The 16,043-nt window shown below is 65.8% G+C and carries 14 protein-coding genes; 1 reads left to right on the forward strand and 13 read right to left on the reverse strand.

All coding sequences use genetic code 11. The annotated features are described in order from the left end of the window. Nucleotides 1-41 precede the first annotated feature (41 nt). Nucleotides 42-1,904: an NAD(P)-binding protein gene (locus CAF70_RS14265; RefSeq protein ID WP_085625377.1), complete on the forward strand. Its 1,863-nt coding sequence runs from the start codon at nucleotides 42-44 to the stop codon at nucleotides 1,902-1,904. A gap of 43 nt (nucleotides 1,905-1,947) precedes the next feature. Here CAF70_RS14265 and CAF70_RS14270 read toward each other — a convergent pair whose 3' ends face one another. The 13 genes from CAF70_RS14270 to CAF70_RS14330 all read right to left on the reverse strand — a co-directional run bounded on the left by CAF70_RS14270 (nucleotide 1,948) and on the right by CAF70_RS14330 (nucleotide 15,855). Beyond that, the gene (locus tag CAF70_RS14270; protein ID WP_085625378.1) at nucleotides 1,948-2,643 is read right to left on the reverse strand and encodes a response regulator; all 696 of its coding nucleotides are present in this window, start codon (nucleotides 2,641-2,643) and stop codon (nucleotides 1,948-1,950) included. After that, on the reverse strand, nucleotides 2,640-5,294 hold the full coding sequence (locus CAF70_RS14275) for a sensor histidine kinase KdpD (RefSeq protein ID WP_085625379.1): 2,655 nt from the start codon (nucleotides 5,292-5,294) through the stop codon (nucleotides 2,640-2,642). The genes CAF70_RS14270 and CAF70_RS14275 overlap by 4 nt, the downstream gene beginning before the upstream one ends. A gap of 161 nt (nucleotides 5,295-5,455) precedes the next feature. Next, entirely contained in the window at nucleotides 5,456-6,007 is a 552-nt protein-coding gene (kdpC, locus tag CAF70_RS14280) for a potassium-transporting ATPase subunit KdpC (RefSeq protein ID WP_085625380.1), read from the reverse strand. Nucleotides 6,008-6,017: 10 nt separating this feature from the next. Then, a complete protein-coding gene (kdpB, locus tag CAF70_RS14285) occupies nucleotides 6,018-8,069 on the reverse strand; it encodes a potassium-transporting ATPase subunit KdpB (protein WP_085625381.1) in 2,052 nt (683 codons plus the stop codon). A 9-nt stretch (nucleotides 8,070-8,078) separates the two neighbouring features. After that, the gene (kdpA, locus tag CAF70_RS14290) at nucleotides 8,079-9,773 is read right to left on the reverse strand and encodes a potassium-transporting ATPase subunit KdpA (RefSeq protein WP_085625382.1); all 1,695 of its coding nucleotides are present in this window, start codon (nucleotides 9,771-9,773) and stop codon (nucleotides 8,079-8,081) included. A gap of 9 nt (nucleotides 9,774-9,782) precedes the next feature. Beyond that, entirely contained in the window at nucleotides 9,783-9,872 is a 90-nt protein-coding gene (kdpF, locus tag CAF70_RS14295) for a K(+)-transporting ATPase subunit F (RefSeq protein ID WP_003251485.1), read from the reverse strand. A 253-nt stretch (nucleotides 9,873-10,125) separates the two neighbouring features. Further along, entirely contained in the window at nucleotides 10,126-11,178 is a 1,053-nt protein-coding gene (locus CAF70_RS14300; RefSeq protein WP_085625383.1) for an AI-2E family transporter, read from the reverse strand. A 12-nt stretch (nucleotides 11,179-11,190) separates the two neighbouring features. Continuing rightward, entirely contained in the window at nucleotides 11,191-11,985 is a 795-nt protein-coding gene (locus CAF70_RS14305) for a DUF4892 domain-containing protein (protein WP_085625384.1), read from the reverse strand. A gap of 109 nt (nucleotides 11,986-12,094) precedes the next feature. Continuing rightward, nucleotides 12,095-12,949, reverse strand: a complete 855-nt coding sequence (locus CAF70_RS14310) for an alpha/beta hydrolase (RefSeq protein WP_085625385.1) — start codon at nucleotides 12,947-12,949, stop codon at nucleotides 12,095-12,097. Next, the gene (locus CAF70_RS14315; protein WP_085625386.1) at nucleotides 12,946-13,734 is read right to left on the reverse strand and encodes an alpha/beta fold hydrolase; all 789 of its coding nucleotides are present in this window, start codon (nucleotides 13,732-13,734) and stop codon (nucleotides 12,946-12,948) included. Before CAF70_RS14315 ends, CAF70_RS14310 begins: the two co-directional genes overlap by 4 nt. 256 nt (nucleotides 13,735-13,990) lie before the next feature. Further along, complete coding sequence (gene sixA / locus CAF70_RS14320) at nucleotides 13,991-14,449, reverse strand: phosphohistidine phosphatase SixA (RefSeq protein ID WP_085625387.1); 459 nt, start codon at nucleotides 14,447-14,449, stop codon at nucleotides 13,991-13,993. After that, nucleotides 14,446-14,793 (reverse strand): DUF4389 domain-containing protein, encoded by a 348-nt coding sequence (locus CAF70_RS14325; RefSeq protein WP_027592856.1) that lies wholly within the window; start codon nucleotides 14,791-14,793, stop codon nucleotides 14,446-14,448. Before CAF70_RS14325 ends, sixA begins: the two co-directional genes overlap by 4 nt. Nucleotides 14,794-14,829: 36 nt before the next feature. Beyond that, entirely contained in the window at nucleotides 14,830-15,855 is a 1,026-nt protein-coding gene (locus tag CAF70_RS14330) for an NAD(P)H-dependent glycerol-3-phosphate dehydrogenase (RefSeq protein WP_063912705.1), read from the reverse strand. Nucleotides 15,856-16,043: the final 188 nt, after the last annotated feature.

The following is a 16,043-nucleotide window of genomic DNA, read 5'->3' on the forward strand; positions in this document are numbered from 1 at the left end:
CGCTTCGAACACCACCATGGTTACCCGGTAAGGACACTGACATGACCATCACCCGACGCGACTTCCTCAATGGCGTGGCCCTCACCATTGGTGCGGGCCTCACCCCACTGCAACTGCTCCAGGCCGCCCCCTCCGGCCGCTACTACCCCCCTGCCCTCACCGGCCTGCGCGGCAGCCACCCAGGCGCGTTCGAGGTCGGTCACCGGATGGGCTGGGAGAAGCACTTGTTCGATACCGAGAACCTGGCGGTAAAAGAGCAATATGATCTGGTCGTGGTGGGTGGCGGCATCAGTGGCCTCTGCGCTGCCTGGTTCTATCGGCAGCAGCACCCGACGGCGCGCGTGCTTATTATCGAGAACCATGACGACTTCGGCGGCCACGCCAAACGCAACGAGTTCCAGACGGGCGGCCAGATGATTCTTGGCTATGGCGGCAGCGAAGCCTTCCAGTCACCCAAGCACCTCTACAGCGCCACAGTGAATGGCTTGCTGAAGCAACTGAACGTCGATGTGGACCGTTTCCAGAGCGCCTTCGACAGGGACTTCTACCCCAACCTTGGCCTGTCTCGTGGCGTGTTCTTCGACAAGGCCGGTTTCGGCGAAGCCAAGCTGGTCAGCGGTGACCCCACGCCTATGGTTGCCGATGACATTGCCCCGGACAAACTCAATGCCCGCAGCTGGCGCGCCTTCATTGGCGACTTCCCGCTGCCCGAGGCCGACCGCCAGGCATTGATCGACTTGCACGAGGCGCCAAGGGATTACCTGGAGGGCAACAGCCTCGCAGAGAAACAGGAGTACCTGGCCAAGACCAGCTACCAGGACTTCCTGCGCAAGAATGTGGGCCTCAGCAAAGCCGCCACCCGCTACTTCCTCAGCCGCAGCAACGACTTTTCAGCCCTGAGCATCGACGCCGTGGCCGCCGCCGACGCTTACGGCCTGGGCTTCCCCGGTTTTGCCGGCATGGGTCTGCCGCCCGTCAGCGAAGAGTTGAAAGCAGAGATGGAAGAGCCCTACATCTACCACTTCCCCGACGGCAACGCCTCGTTGGCACGTCTGCTGGTCCGCAGCCTGATCCCCGGTGTCGCACCCGGCACCAACATGGATGACATCGTCCTGGCGCCCTTCGACTACACCAGGCTGGACCTGGCGCAAAACCCGGTAAACCTGCGGCTCAACAGCACCGTGGTGAGCGTGAAGAACCGCGACGGCGGCGTTGATACAGCCTACAGCCGGGCCGGCCAGTTACACCGGGTTCGAAGCACGCACTGCGTGCTGGCTTGCTACAACATGATGATCCCGTACCTGCTGCGCGACCTCTCCACCGAACAGGCAGACGCGCTGAAGCAGAACGTGAAGTTCCCGCTGGTGTATACCAAAGTGCTCATTCGTCACTGGCAGAGCTTCATCAAACTGGGCGTGCATGAAATCTACGCGCCGAATCAGCCGTACAGCCGCGTCAAACTGGATTACCCGGTGGACATCGGCGGCTACCGTCATCCGCGCGACCCCAACCAGCCCATCGGCCTGCACATGGTCCATGTGCCCACCACCCCCAACGCGGGCCTGGATGCCCGCAGCCAGGCCCGCCTTGGCCGCAGCAAGCTTTACGCCATGAGCTTCGAAACGATGGAGGGCATGGTGCGTGATCAGCTGCAGGCCATGCTGGGGCCGGCCGGCTTCGACCACAACAAGGATGTGCAGGCGATTACCATCAACCGTTGGCCGCACGGTTACTCGTACTCTGCCAACAGCCTGTTCGATGATGAGCAAGAGAGCGAAAAGCTGATCAACCTGGCCCGCCAGCAGGTTGGCAATGTTGCCATTGCCAACTCCGATGCAGCCTGGAATGCCTATGCACATGCGGCCATCGATGAGGCATGGCGTGCGGTGAATGAGCTGCGCTGACCTGCGGGCAAACCCGCTTCCACAAGAGCGGCGTAGGTCCGGGTCAAGCGACCGGGGCCACCAACCTGTACCCCACCCCCGCCTCGGTAATGATGAACCGGGGCGCCGTGGGGTCATCCCCCAGCTTCTGGCGCAAATGCCCGACCACAATCCGCAGGTAATGGGTGTCTTCCACATGGGTAGGTCCCCAGATCTCCTTGAGCAACTGCTGCTGGGTAATCACCCGCCCCGGATGCAGGGCCAATAACGCCAGCAATGCATATTCCTTGCGCGTCAGCGCCACCTCGATGCCCTCCAGCGTCACCCGTCGAAAAGCAAAATCCACGGTCAACGGCCCAAAACTCCCTGCCACTTCCGAAGCGCCGGCCACCGGCACCTGGCGCAGCAAGGCGCGCACCCGCGCCAGAAACTCCTGGATACCGAACGGCTTGGTCACGTAGTCATTGGCGCCGCCATCCAGCGCGTCGACCTTCTGCCCTTCACTGGCACGTACCGACAACACCAGCACCGGCACCGCGCTCCATTCACGCAGGTCACGCAGTACCTGCTGGCCGTCCATGTCCGGCAGGCCCAGGTCAAGCACCACCAGATCCGGCTTGCCCAGCGCCGCCTGGGCCAGCCCTTCCGCGCCGGTGGCGGCCTCGAGCACCTTGTAGCCTTGCGAGGCCAGGCTGATGCGCAGGAACTTGCGGATCTGCGGTTCATCATCGATGACCAGGAGGGTGGCGGACTGACTCATGGGGTATCACTTTCAGCTTGAGGTTGAGGGGGCAGCGGCAAGCATAGAGTGATGCTGGTGCCCTGGCCATCGATGCCTTCGCCCACCAGGATCTGCCCGCCATGGGCGCCGATCATGCCCTGGCAGATCGCCAGGCCCAGGCCGGTGCCCTGCCCGCCGCGATCACCGCGGGCGGCGGTGTAGAACATGTCGAAGATTTTCTCGCGGTCGGCCACGGGAATGCCGGGGCCCTGATCGCTGACGGCGAAGCGCAACTGGGCGTCCTGCACCGACACCTGCAGTTCCAGCCGGCCGTTGCCGGGCGAAAAGCGCGCGGCGTTTTCCAGCACATTGACCAACGCCTGCTCGATCAGCGCCGCATGCACGAACAGCAACGGCAGCTCGGCCGGCACGTCGGTGTGCACGCGCAGCGGTGCCAACACCACGCGCAGGCGGCTGAGCGCACTGCCGACGATGTCGGCCGGGGCTACCCAGTCGCGGGCCAGCTTGAGGCCGCCGTGGCCCAGGCGAGTCATGTCGAGCAGGTTCTGGATGTAGCGGTCGAGGCGGTCGGCCTCGTTGCGGGTGCCCTCCAGCAGTTCTCGGCGGTCCGCGGCGGGGATCGCCTCGCCCAGCGCCAGCAGGCTTTCGATGCTGCCGCGCATGGCGGTCAGCGGGGTACGCAAGTCATGGGAAACGGACGCGAGCAAGGCGCTGCGCAACTGCTCGGTTTCGCCATGCAGGCGCGCGGCCTCCAGCTGTTCGGCCAGGCGGGCGCGGGCCAGGGCCTGGGCCAGTGGCTGACCCAGGGCAGTGAGCAAGCGCCGGCGCGGGTCGCTGAGCGGCTGGCCGGAGCGTGGGCGCACACCGAGCAATGCCAGGGGCTGTTCATCCACCGCCAGCGGCCACCACCACCAGCGGCCATTGGGCAGGGTGTCGCTGCCATGCCCGGCGGCCTGGCCGTGTTGCCAGGCCCATTCTGCGGCAGCGCGCTCGTTGTCACTAAAGGCGTGGGCTTCGCCGCTGACCACCTGCAACTGGCCCTCGACATTGCGCTCCAGCAGGCACACCTGCATGTCCTGCCAGCCGTCCAGGTGCTGGCCGGCGGCATTGAACACCGCCTGGCGGTCGGTGGCCACGGTCAGCCGGCGCGACAAGTCGAGCAGTTGGCTGGTCTGCGCCTGGGTCTCGCGCAGGGCCTGCAACTGGCGGCGCTGGCGGGCAGCCAGATTGCCGGTGAGTGCGGCCATCAACAGGAAGAACACCAGGGTCAGCACGTCTTCTTCGCGCTGGATCCTGAACGACAGGTTGGGCGGGATGAACAGGAAGTCGTAGGTCAGGAACGACAGCACCGCGCAAGCCAGCGCAGGCCCCAGGCTGCTGCGCACCGCCACCAGCAATACCGCGGCCAGGAACACCAGCGAAATGTTGGGCAGGGCCAGCACACTCGACACCGCCCAGGCCAGGCCTGCGGCCATGACCGTGGCCAGCAACGCCAGCAGGTAATGGCGCCAGACCCATATGCGCCGCACCGCCGAACGTGGTGCCGGCGGCTGCACGTCGCGGTCCAGCACGTTGATTTCCAGGCCGTGGCTTTCGCGCAGCAGCCGCGCGGCCACACCAGCACCGAACAGGCGCCGGCGCAGGCGGTCGCGGGACTGCCCGACCAGCACCAGGCTGGCCCGCCGCTCGGCAGCATGCTGGATCAGCGTACGCACCACTTCGCCGGCACGCAGCAGTACCACTTCCCCACCCAGGCGCTCGGCCAGTTGCTGGGCAGCTTGCAGGCGCTGGCGCGCGGTTTCGTCGCGCAACCGGCCATTGTCTACATGCACCAGGCTCCAGGGCAGGTGGCGGCGCTGGGCCACGCGGCTGGCATGGCGCACCAGGCGTTCCGCCTGATCGTCCCCATCCACGCCCACCAGCAAGCGCCCACGTAGGGCCGGGGCTTCCTGCCCGCGCTGGCGATAACCATGGGCGAGGTCGGCATCCACCTGGGCAGCAGCGGTCTGCATGGCCAGTTCACGCAGGGCGGTGAGGTTGGTTTGCGAAAAGAACGCATCGATGGCCGCCCGCGCCTGCTCGGGTACATACACCTTGCCTTCGCGCAGGCGTTCGAGCAGTTCACGGGGTGGCAGGTCGATCAGCACCAGTTCGAAGGCTTCCTGCAGCACCCAGTCCGGCAAGGTTTCGCGCACCTGCACGCCGGTAATGTCGCGGACCTTGTCGTTGAGGCTTTCCAGGTGCTGGACGTTGACCGTGGTGTACACATCGATGCCGGCGGCCAGCAGTTCCTGTACGTCCTGCCAGCGTTTGGCGTGGCGGCTGCCGGGTGCATTGGTGTGGGCCAGTTCGTCGACCAGCACCAATGCCGGCGCTGCCTTGAGCAGGCCGTCGAGGTCCATTTCCTCGAGTGTGACGCCGCGGTACTGGCTGCGCAGCAGGAGCTGCTGCTGAAGGCCAGCGAGCAGTACCTCGGTTTCGGCGCGGCCATGGGTTTCGACGACCCCGGCCAGCACCTGCACGCCCTGGCGTTGCTGGGCGTGGGCGGCCTGGAGCATGGCGAAGGTCTTGCCGACGCCGGGGGCGGCGCCAAGGAACACCTTCAGCCGGCCCCGGCCGCTTCGCGGGAGGGTAGCCAACAGCGCGTCTGCGCGGGTGGAATCACTCATCTTTCATCCTTTGGTGTGGCGGCGTCCTGCAGCCTCTTTGGGCCTGCTTTGCAGGCCTTCGCGGGCTTGCCCGCTCCCACAGGGTGATCACAATACTCGGAAGCTGCGCTGTACCTGTGGGAGCGGGCAAGCCCGCGAAGGGCCGCAAAGCGGCCCCGATATCAGTGGCTCAGCTGCTCAAGTGCCTGGTTCAACGCCAGCACATTGACCACCGGCGGGCCGATCAATGGGTGGAGAGTGGCCTCTTCCAGCAAGCCCTGCAAGCGCTCTACCGGCAGTTGCCGCGCCGCCGCCACCCGCGGGATCTGGTAGGCCACGGCTTCCGGCGGCAGGTGCGGGTCGAGGCCGCTGCCCGAAGTGGTCAACAGCGCCTGGGGCACCGGCCCCTGCTGCGCCTGGTACAACGCAGCCGCATCGCCCTTGACTCGCTCGGCCAGCGCCGGATTGCTCGGCGACAGGTTGCTGGCGCTACTGGCCACGGTGGCATAGGCGCCCGCCGACGGCCGTGCGTGGAACCAGCCATCACCCTGAAAATCCTGGGCGATCAGCGCCGAACCGCGCACCAGGCCCTGGTCATCGCGCACCAGGCTGCCGTTGGCCTGACCGGGGAAAGCGACCTGGGCAATGCCGGTCACCGCCAGCGGATACAGCGCACCAGTCACCAGTGTCATCAACAGGGCCAGGCTCAACGCCGGGCGTACATAAGCATTCATGGTGGCCTCCTCAGACCAGGTGCAGGGCATTGAGCAGCAGATCGATCAGCTTTATCCCGGCAAACGGCACGACAATGCCGCCCAGCCCGTAGATCAGCAGGTTGCGCCGCAGCAGGTGCGCCGCGCTGGCCGCCTGCACCCGCACGCCGCGCAGTGCCAGCGGGATCAGCACGATGATGATCAGCGCGTTGAACACGATGGCCGACAAAATCGCACTCTGCGGGCTGGCCAGGTGCATCAGGTTGAGCACGCCCAGTTGCGGGTAAATGGCAGCGAACAGCGCCGGCAGGATGGCGAAGTACTTGGCCACGTCGTTGGCGATGGAGAAGGTGGTCAGCGCGCCACGGGTCACCAGCAGCTCCTTGCCGACCTGCACCACGTCCAGCAGCTTGGTCGGGTCGCTGTCCAGGTCGACCATGTTGGCCGCCTCGCGCGCCGCCTGAGTGCCGTCGTTCATGGCCATGCCCACGTCCGCCTGGGCCAGTGCCGGGGCGTCGTTGGCACCGTCGCCGCACATGGCCACCAGGCGGCCGTCGTTCTGCTCCTGGCGGATACGCGCCAGCTTTTTCTCTGGCGTGGCCTCGGCCAGCACATCATCCACGCCGGCCTCGGCAGCGATGGCGGCAGCGGTCAGCGGGTTGTCGCCGGTCACCATCACCGTGCGGATGCCCAGCTTGCGCAGCTCGGCAAAGCGCTCACGGATGCCGGGCTTGACCACGTCCTTGAGATGGATCACGCCAAGCAGGCGCTTGTCGAGGCATACCAGCAAGGGTGTACCGCCGCTCTGGGCGATGCGCTCCACTTCACGGGCCAATGCCTGGGGCATTTCCAGGCGTTGCATGCCGACGAACGCCAGCACGGCGTCGACGGCGCCCTTGCGGTAGCGGTGCTGCTGCAAGTCGATGCCCGACAGGCGCGTCTCGGCGCTGAAGGCCACGGCCTCGAACTGCCCGGCGGCTGGTTCGACAAAGTCGTGCAACTGGCGCAGGTACTCGACGATCGACTTGCCTTCGGCGGTGTCATCCGCCAGCGAGGCCAGCAAGGCACCCTCCCCCAGCTCGCGGGCGGTGATGCCCGGTGCGGCGTGCAGCGCGCTGCAACGGCGATTGCCGAAGGTGATGGTGCCGGTCTTGTCGAGCATCAGCGTATGCACGTCACCGGCCGCTTCCACCGCGCGGCCCGAACGGGCGATGACGTTCAACCGCACCAGCCGGTCCATGCCGGCGATACCGATGGCCGACAGCAGGCCGCCGATGGTGGTGGGGATCAGTGTCACCAGCAGCGCAGCGAGGAAGATCAGCGGCAAGCTGCCACCCACGAAGTGGGCAAACGGCTGCAGCGTCACTACCACGATCAGGAAGATCAGGGTCAGGCCGATCAGCAGGATGTCGAGGGCGATCTCGTTCGGGGTCTTCTGCCGCTTGGCGCCTTCGACCAGGGCAATCATGCGGTCGAGGGTCGATTCGCCCGGGTTGCTGGTGATGCGGATCAACAACCAGTCGGAGACCAGCCGGGTATTGCCGGTGACAGCCGATCGATCGCCGCCGGACTCGCGGATCACCGGCGCGGACTCGCCGGTAATGGCGGCCTCGTTGACCGCTGCGATACCTTCGAGCACCTCGCCGTCACCGGGGATCATTTCGCCGGCCACCACGCGCACCACATCGCCCTTGCGCAGCGCGCTGGCCGCGACGGTCTCGTAGCTGCCATCGCGCTTGCGACGCTCGGCGGCAAGGCCCTGGCTGCCCGCCTTGAGGCTGTCGGCGCGGGCTTTGCCACGGCCTTCGGCCAGGGCCTCGGCGAAGTTGGCGAACAGCACGGTAAACCACAGCCACAGGGCGATCTGCACGGCAACACCAGTGCTCACACCGCTGCCGGGGGCAAAGCACAGGACGGTGGTCAGCACAGCCGTCAGGGCGACTACCAGCATCACCGGCGAGCGTTTGAGCTGGCGCGGGTCGAGCTTGACGAATGCCTGCACCAGCGCCGGGCGCCACAGCGCGGCGAAGCGGGTCTGGTCCTTGGCACTGTGGGCTTGTACTTCAGGAATGGGCATGTTCATGATCGGTCCTCAAAAACCCAGGCTCAAGTGTTCGGCGATCGGCCCAAGGGCCAAAGTCGGCAGGAAGGTCAGGCCACCGACCAGCAGGATGGTGACCAGCAGCAGGCCGGTGAACAGCGGGCCATGGGTGGGGAAGCTGTTCAGCCCCTGGGGCGCGCTTTTCTTCGCTGCCAGGCTACCGGCCAGCGCCAGCACCGGGAGGATGTAGCCGAAGCGGCCGACAAGCATGGCCAGGCCGATCATCAGGTTGTGGTACACCGTGTTGGCACCGAAGCCGGCAAAGGCCGAGCCGTTGTTGGCCGTGCCGGAGGTGTAGGCGTACAGCAGCTGGCTGAAGCCATGCGCACCCGGGTTGCTGACCGCACCTGCCGGGCCTGGCAGGCTGGCGGCGATGGCGCCGAGCACCAGCACGCCGACCGGCATCACCAGCAGGGTCGCCACCAGCAACTGCACCTCTCGTGCCTGCAGCTTCTTGCCCAGGTATTCCGGGGTGCGGCCGATCATCAACCCGGCCAGGAACACCGCGATCAGCACGAACAACAGCATGCCGTACAGCCCTGCACCGACGCCGCCGAAGATCACCTCGCCGACCATCATGTTGACCATCGCCACCATGCCGGTCAGCGGGTTGAGGCTGTCATGCATGGCGTTGACCGAACCGTTGGAGGCAGAAGTGGTAGTCACCGTCCACAGCACCGAACCGGTAGTGCCGAAGCGGCTTTCCTTGCCCTCCATGGGCGCGCTTTGCTGTACCTGCGCGCTCTCGAGGGCCGGGTTGGGCTGGTGCTCTGACCACAACGCCGTGCTGCCGCCGATCAGGAACAGGGCAAGCATGCAGGCGAGGATGGCGCGGCTCTGGCGCAGGTCCTTCACGTAGTGGCCAAAGGTGAATACCAGCGCCGCCGGAATGAGAATGATCGAGGCCACCTCGAACAGGTTGCTCCAGGCCGTGGGGTTTTCGAACGGGTGCGCCGAATTGACCCCGAAGAAGCCACCGCCGTTGGTACCCAGTTGCTTGATGGCAATCTGGCTGGCGGCCGGGCCCAGCGGAATGGTCTGCTCGGTGCCTTGCAGGGTGACCGCGTGGGCGTAGTCGGCCAGGGTTTGTGGTACGCCCTGCCACACCAGCAACAATGCCAGCAGCAGACACAGTGGCAGCAGGCCATAGAGGGTGGCGCGGGTCATGTCGACCCAGAAGTTGCCCAGCGTCGTAGCGCTGCGCCGGGCGATGCCACGGCACAGGGCGACCAGCACGGCCAGGCCGGTGGCAGCGCTGACGAAGTTCTGCACGGTCAGGCCGAGCATCTGGCTCAGGTAGCTGACCGACGCCTCACCGCTGTAGGCCTGCCAGTTGGTGTTGGTGACGAAGCTGACGGCAGTATTGAATGCCAGCGACCATTCCTGGCCAGGCAGATGCTGTGGGTTGAATGGCAGGTAGCCCTGCAACAGCAGCACGGCGAACAGCAACAGGAACCCGGCCAGGTTGAAAGCCAGCAGCGCCAGGGTGTACTGCTTCCAGCTCTGTTCCTGGCTGGCGCGCACGCCCGCCAGCCGGTAGCAGGCCTGCTCGACCGGGCCCAGCACGGGCGACAGCCAGGTACGCCGGCCTTCCATGACCTTGAAATAGAACCGCCCGAGCCAGGGTGCCGGTAACAGCACGATGGCGAAAAATGCCAGGAGCAAGGCGAAATCGTAACTGTGCATGGCCGCTCCCTAGCTGCGATCGGCGCGCAGCAGCGCCACCAGCAGATAAAACGCCAATGCCACTGCCAGCAGCAGTGACAGTCCGTCGAGCATGTTCATGTGTGGTTCTCCCCGTGGTGCGGCTTGGGCCGCTTTGGGGAAATTGTCCGAGGGAGAGGCGTAAAGGGGCGAGATCGGAGGATGGGGATGGGAATAAAGAAGGTGTAAAGATCAGCTGTTTGGGTTGTCTGTACTGGCGTCTTCGCGGGCACGCCCGCTCCCACAGGGATTCCGCAATGTTACAGACCTGCGCTGTAACTGTGGGAGCGGGCGAGTCGAGGCGTCGAACCGCCGCGAAGAGGCCGGTACAGGTTTACTGCTGGGGCGGCTGCGTGGCGGCGTTGCGGCTCCAGTCCAGCAGCAGGCTGTAGCCGACCGCCAGCAAGGTAGGCCCGATGAACAGGCCAATGAAACCAAAGGCGATCAAGCCGCCGAACACGCCCAGAAGCACGATCACCAACGGCAGGTTGCCGCCACGGCTGATCAGGTACGGTTTGAGCACGTTGTCCACGCCACTGATGATGAAAGTGCCCCAAACCCCAAGGAACACTGCCATGCCGTATTCGCCCTTCCATACCAGCCAGCCCGTGGCCGGGATCCAGGCCAGTGGCGGGCCCATGGGGATCAGGCTGAGCATGAAGGTGACCAGGCCCAGCACGATCGCCCCGGGTACGCCGGCAATCAGGAACCCGATCAACGCCAGCAGGCCCTGCGCGGCAGCCGTACCGATCACTCCGTTGACCACTCGCTGCACCGTACCGGCCACCAGCTCCAGGTAGTACTCGGCGCGGTCGCCCATCAAGCGGTGCAGCAAGCGCAGGACGAACGCCGACAATCGCGGGCCGTCGCGGTAGAAGAAGAACACGAATACCAGGCTAAGGGTCAGCTCCAGCACGCCACTGCCAATCTGCGCACTGCGCGCCAGCAGCCAGTTGCCGACTTGCCCAAGGTGCGGCTTGACCGAAGCCAGCAAGGCCGCGCCCTGCTGGTCCAGCGATTGCCACCAGCTGACCAGGCGCTCGCCAACCAACGGGATGCCGCCCAGCCAGGCCGGTGCATCGGGCAGGCCGTCCATCTGCACGTCACGCACGAACGCCGTCGCATCGCGAATGTGATCGGCCAGGTTGAACCCCAGCCACACCAGCGGCAGTGCCACGATCAGGATCCAGGCGCTGGTCAGCAGGCCTGCCGCCAGGGTTTCGCGCCCGCCCAGCACACGCGTCAGCAAGCGCATCAAGGGCCAGCTGGCAAAGGCCAGAATGGCCCCCCACAATAGCGCTGAAATGAAAGGTGCCATAACCCACAGGCCGGCACCCAGCAGCGCCAACAGCAGGATCTGGACCAGCATGCGGTCATTGTTAGCCATGGTGGTGCTCGTTCAACGGATCAGTTCAAGGTGCAGGCCGTCGGTAGGCGCGCTACCGACTTCGAGGCGGCCGTTGCGCACACCCGCCTTGACCAGTGCCTCGCGCCAGGCTTCGGCCTGGGCACCACTGAGGCTGGCACGCAGGGTGCTGTCGAGGTTCAGGCTGCGCGCCAGCAGGTTCGCCCAGGCGTCTTGCGGCGCGGCCAGGTCAGGGTAGTCGAGCTTGCCGGTGTCACGCATTTCGCGCAGCACCGTGGCGGCGGTCGGCAGCAGTTCGCCCAGCGGGCTGCCGGCGACGAACTCTTCCACGTGCAGGTAGGCGCGGCGGTTGCCGCGGGTAACGCTGTACAGCGCGACCAGGGTGTCGGCCTGCGCCGCCGAGCGGCGCAGCAGAATGAACGCCTGCTGCTCGTCGCCGCCGTTGAGGCGGGCATTGCCGAACACATCATTGGCCCACAGGCTCGCCTCACCGCAATCGCGGCCCTGGCACCAGAACAGCGGGTAACCACCGTCGCGCTGCAGGGCTTCGCGGGCGCTGGTGAAGGCTTCGCGGGCGGTACGTTCGACCGGCAGCTCATAGGTGACCGAGCTGACCTGGCCGCGGCTTTCGACCTTGTCCTCGACCCGCAGTCGGCCGCTGATCTTGCGCAGCGGGCCCATGGGGTAGACACGTTCCTGCTCTACGGCCGGGCGCTGGTCGACCACCTTGGCGTCTACCGGTACCGGCAGGCTGCCGGCCCACGACACGGAGCTGGCGAATACCAGGCAGGCAGCGAAGGCATTACGGATGGTAGCAGGCGCGCTCATTGGCGACCCAGGCGGCGCTCGGCGCCGAGGTGAAGCTCCAGGATGTCTGGCAGTTGCATGGTTGTCTCCCTGTTCAACCCGCCAAGCCTCGACACTTGTCCGGTGCAAGTCAAGCAAAGCCAAAGAAGCGATTGAAACAGTCTGCGACAAGGGCCGCACCCTGCTCATCGTTCAGGTGCAAGTGATGGCCACCGGGCAGCGTCACTTGCTCAAAGGGTAGCTGCTCCAGCAACCCGGTGTGACGCACCAGCATGCCGTCGGCGGCCACCACCAGGCGCGCCGGGCAACTCACCCGGCGCACATAAGCCATGGCCTGCGCCTCGCTCAGGCGCACTGGCGAAGGCAGGGTCAGGCGGCTGTCGCTGCGCCAGCTGTAACCACCGGGCACCGGCATCAGGCCTCGCTGGGCCAGCAACTCGGCTGCCTCGCGGCTGACCGCGACCATGCCTTTCATGCGTGCCTGCACGCCCTGCTCCAGGGTCGCGTACACCGACTTGCGCTTGCCATCCAGGCGCAACTGGGCCTGCAGGGCCATGCCCAGCCGCTCACCGGCATCCTGCTCGGCGCCAGTTGGCGGAATGACGCCGTCGATCAGGGCCAGGTGGCTGATTCGCTCCGGCAATGCGCCAGCCAGCTGCACCGAAATGATTGCCCCGAGTGAGTGGCCCAACAGGGCAAAACGTTGCCAGCCCACCTGCTCGGCCACCCGCAGCACATCATGGGCGTAGTCGGCCAGGGCGTAGCTGGCGCCGAGTGGCCGGTGCTCGGAATAACCATGCCCGGCCAGGTCCAGGGCGATGATGCGCAGGCCTTTGAGCAGTGGCGCCAGGCGGGCGAAGCTGTTGGCGTTGTCCAGCCAGCCATGCAGGGCGATCACCGGCAAGCCGTCTTCGGGGCCGAACAGGTGCGCCGCCAGTTCGATATGGCCCAGGCTCAGGCGTATTTCCTCGACCTGCGCGCTCATGCCTGGCTCCAGCGGTCGAACAGGCCCTTGATCAGGCTGGCGGTGTCGGTTGGTCGCTCCAGCGGGAACATATGCCCACCCGGCACGCTGTGGTATTCGCCCCTGGGCATGCCGCGCACGGCCAGGGTGTGGTGGCGGCGAATGACCTTGCTGCGCTCGCCGCGGACCATGGCCAGCGGCACCTGCAATTGCCGCGCAGGAGCGGGGCTGGTATGCGGGATGCTGCGGTAGATGCTGATTTCCGTGGCCGGATCGAAGCGCAACTGCAGCCCCTGTTCCATTGCTTGCAGGCCGTGTTCTATATAGGCATCGAGGCAATCGGGGTCGAAATGGCGGAACAGTGATTTGCCGGCGAAATAGTCCCGGGCGCTGTCACGGTCGTTGAAGGTTTCGCGACGCCCCAGGGTGCGACCCGCCGGGGTGATACGGTCGATGAAGCCGAAGCGCTTGGCGGTGCGCAGCAACCACTGGTCGGCGCGGGTGAGCACCGGCGAGTCGAGCATCACCACGCCGCGGTAGTACTCCGGGCAGCGCAAGGCGGCGTGCAGGTGCAACACGCCGCCCAGCGAATGGCCAACACCCCATATCGGCTGATCCTGCCGGGCCAGGTGGTGCAACAGTTCGTCGACCAGGCTCTGCCAGTTGTCGTCCACCGGAAAACGCGGATCGTGCCCGTGCTGGGCCAGGTGCTGCACCTGATAGTCCGGCGCCAGGGCAGCAAACAGCTTGCCGTACGTGGCCGAGGGGAAACCGTTGGCATGGGCGAAGAAGATCTGCTGCAACATGGCGCCGGGTCCGGATGCGGGAATGATGGCCCATTGTCGGCATCGTCGGGCTGTTCGGCAATGTCCGGAAAGGTCATCGGCGAGGGCAATCAGGTCAGGCTTGCGGGCGCCGCCGCTACCTTCAAGCCATGCACAGGTCCTGTTGGAGCAGCCTTGTGCTGCGAAGAGGCCATAACTGCCGGAGAAGAGCTATTGCCCTACTGGCCTCTTCGCAGCACAAGGCCGCTCCTACAGGAAACCGAGATGGCCTGAGAGCTCAGGCCGGCGAGTTGATCGCCCGAAGCGTCATCAACCCCGCCAACGGCCAGTCCCCTTCCAGCTCCGCCAGGCTTGCAGTGCTCATGCCTGCCGGTTGTTGCTGGTGGCCATGCTCCAGCGCCCCGACCAAGGTCCCCACCAGCGGCTGATGACTGACCAGCAGCACATGCTCCAGGCCCAGGCGCTCGATTTCGCCGATGGCCTGCTGCACATCCGTGTCGGGTGTCAGCCAGGGCACGGTGCGCACTGGCTCGGCGAAGCCCAGGGTGTCATGCACCAGGGCGGCCGTTTGCTGGGCGCGTACATAAGGGCTGGCGATGATCGCCTGCAGCGGCTGGCCCAGCAGGCGGGCGGCGCTGTGCAGCACCTGCTCGCGGCCGTGGGCGGTCAGCCGGCGCTCGGCATCGCTGTTGGCCCGCGGCTCCGCTTCGCCGTGGCGCAGCACCCACAGCTTCACAGCTTGGGCTCCTCGTCACGCACCGGGTGCGGGGCCGGGGCCACGGCATGCGGCGCCTCGCCTTCCGGGGCACGCGGTGCCGGCCAGTCGGCGAACGGCCAGGGCTTCTGGTCGCTGTGGAAGCTGCCAAAGCGGCCGATCTGCGCCAGGTACTGGCTAAGGCTGTCGCCGAAGTTCATCAGGCTGGCGCTGGGGGCGCCGTACACCAGGCGGTAGATCAGTTGTACCAGTACCAGGCCACCGAGCAGCAGCTCAGCCAGTTGCCAGACCACCAGGAACACCAGCATCCACAGGACCCGCAGGATGATCGACTCGCGCTGGGCGCGTTCGGGCGTATCGTTCATGTGTTGCTCCTTGCTGTTGTCAGAGCCGCTCAAGGCTCAGTTGAAACCGCTGATGGAAATGAAATCGACATCAGTCTTCGGCTCGGCACGCATCAGGTGCTCGATCACCTGGTTCAACGTGCGGCCTTCGAACAGGATGGCATGCAGGCCCGCCACCAGCGGCATGTACACCTGCACTTCCTGCGCCTTGGCCTTGAGCACCTTGAGGGTATTGACACCTTCGGCCACTTCGCCAAGACGGTTGACCGCCTGCTCCAGGCTCAGGCCCTGGCCCAGCGCGTGGCCGACCTGGTAGTTGCGGCTCTTGGGCGAGGAGCAGGTCACGATCAGGTCACCGACACCGGCCAGGCCGAGGAAGGTCATGGGGTTGGCGCCTTGGCTGACGGCGAAGCGGGTCATCTCGGCCAGGGCGCGGGTAATCAGCATGCTTTTGGTGTTTTCGCCCATGCCCAGGGCCACCGCCATGCCGGCGATGATGGCGTAGACGTTCTTCAGCGCCCCGCCCAGCTCGACGCCAAAGCGGTCGGCACTGGCGTAGACGCGGAAGGTACGCCCATGCAGCACGGCCTGCACCTGCTGGCACAGTTTTTCGTCCTCGCTGGCGACCACCGTGGCGGTCAGCGCATGTTCGGCGATTTCACGGGCCAGGTTGGGACCGGACAGCACGCCGATGCGCGCCTCAGGGGCGATTTCCTCGAGGATCTGGCTCATCAGCTTGAAGCTTTGCGCTTCGATGCCCTTGGTCAGGCTGACCAGGCCCTTGCCGCGCAGCAGTTCGGCATGCGGGGCCAGCACGCTGCGCAAGGCGCTCGATGGCAGGGCGACGAAAACCAGGTCGCTCGCCTGCAGGGTGGCCAGCAGGTCGCTGACCGGCTCGACGCCGTCGTGCAGGCGGATGCCCTTGAGGTAGCGCGGATTCTCGCGATTGACGCGCATGGCCTCGGCCTGGTCCGGGTCGCGCATCCATTGACGCACCGGCACACCGTTTTCTGCCAGCAGGTTCGCCACGGCGGTGCCGAAGCTGCCGCCTCCCAGAACTGCAACAGGTTGCTGTTCAGTCATATCCAATCCGTTAAAGCCAAAAGTTAAGTGGCGACCCGGCCATTATACGGCTCGCCTGCTACAGAACCAGTGTCAGTACCGGCCCTTTCGCGGGCGTGCCCGCTCCCACAGAATAACCGCGCTCCCCCCGTGGGAGCGGGCGTGCCCGCGAAAGGGCCCGAACAGGTAAAGCAGATCACTGGCAAATA

Origin of the sequence: Pseudomonas sp. B19(2017) (assembly GCF_002113165.1) — a bacterium.
In the GTDB taxonomy this organism is placed as follows: Bacteria; Pseudomonadota; Gammaproteobacteria; order Pseudomonadales; family Pseudomonadaceae; genus Aquipseudomonas.

Excerpts from the sequence above, each read along its gene's own strand:
- CAF70_RS14265 (WP_085625377.1), top strand. The coding sequence starts at position 42 with ATGACCATCACCCGACGCGACTTCCTCAATGGCGTGGCCCTCACCATT.
- CAF70_RS14270 (WP_085625378.1), bottom strand. The coding sequence starts at position 2,643 with ATGAGTCAGTCCGCCACCCTCCTGGTCATCGATGATGAACCGCAGATC.
- CAF70_RS14275 (WP_085625379.1), bottom strand. The coding sequence starts at position 5,294 with ATGAGTGATTCCACCCGCGCAGACGCGCTGTTGGCTACCCTCCCGCGA.
- kdpC (WP_085625380.1), bottom strand. The coding sequence starts at position 6,007 with ATGAATGCTTATGTACGCCCGGCGTTGAGCCTGGCCCTGTTGATGACA.
- kdpB (WP_085625381.1), bottom strand. The coding sequence starts at position 8,069 with ATGAACATGCCCATTCCTGAAGTACAAGCCCACAGTGCCAAGGACCAG.
- kdpA (WP_085625382.1), bottom strand. The coding sequence starts at position 9,773 with ATGCACAGTTACGATTTCGCCTTGCTCCTGGCATTTTTCGCCATCGTG.
- kdpF (WP_003251485.1), bottom strand. The coding sequence starts at position 9,872 with ATGAACATGCTCGACGGACTGTCACTGCTGCTGGCAGTGGCATTGGCG.
- CAF70_RS14300 (WP_085625383.1), bottom strand. The coding sequence starts at position 11,178 with ATGGCTAACAATGACCGCATGCTGGTCCAGATCCTGCTGTTGGCGCTG.
- CAF70_RS14305 (WP_085625384.1), bottom strand. The coding sequence starts at position 11,985 with ATGAGCGCGCCTGCTACCATCCGTAATGCCTTCGCTGCCTGCCTGGTA.
- CAF70_RS14310 (WP_085625385.1), bottom strand. The coding sequence starts at position 12,949 with ATGAGCGCGCAGGTCGAGGAAATACGCCTGAGCCTGGGCCATATCGAA.
- CAF70_RS14315 (WP_085625386.1), bottom strand. The coding sequence starts at position 13,734 with ATGTTGCAGCAGATCTTCTTCGCCCATGCCAACGGTTTCCCCTCGGCC.
- CAF70_RS14325 (WP_027592856.1), bottom strand. The coding sequence starts at position 14,793 with ATGAACGATACGCCCGAACGCGCCCAGCGCGAGTCGATCATCCTGCGG.
- CAF70_RS14330 (WP_063912705.1), bottom strand. The coding sequence starts at position 15,855 with ATGACTGAACAGCAACCTGTTGCAGTTCTGGGAGGCGGCAGCTTCGGC.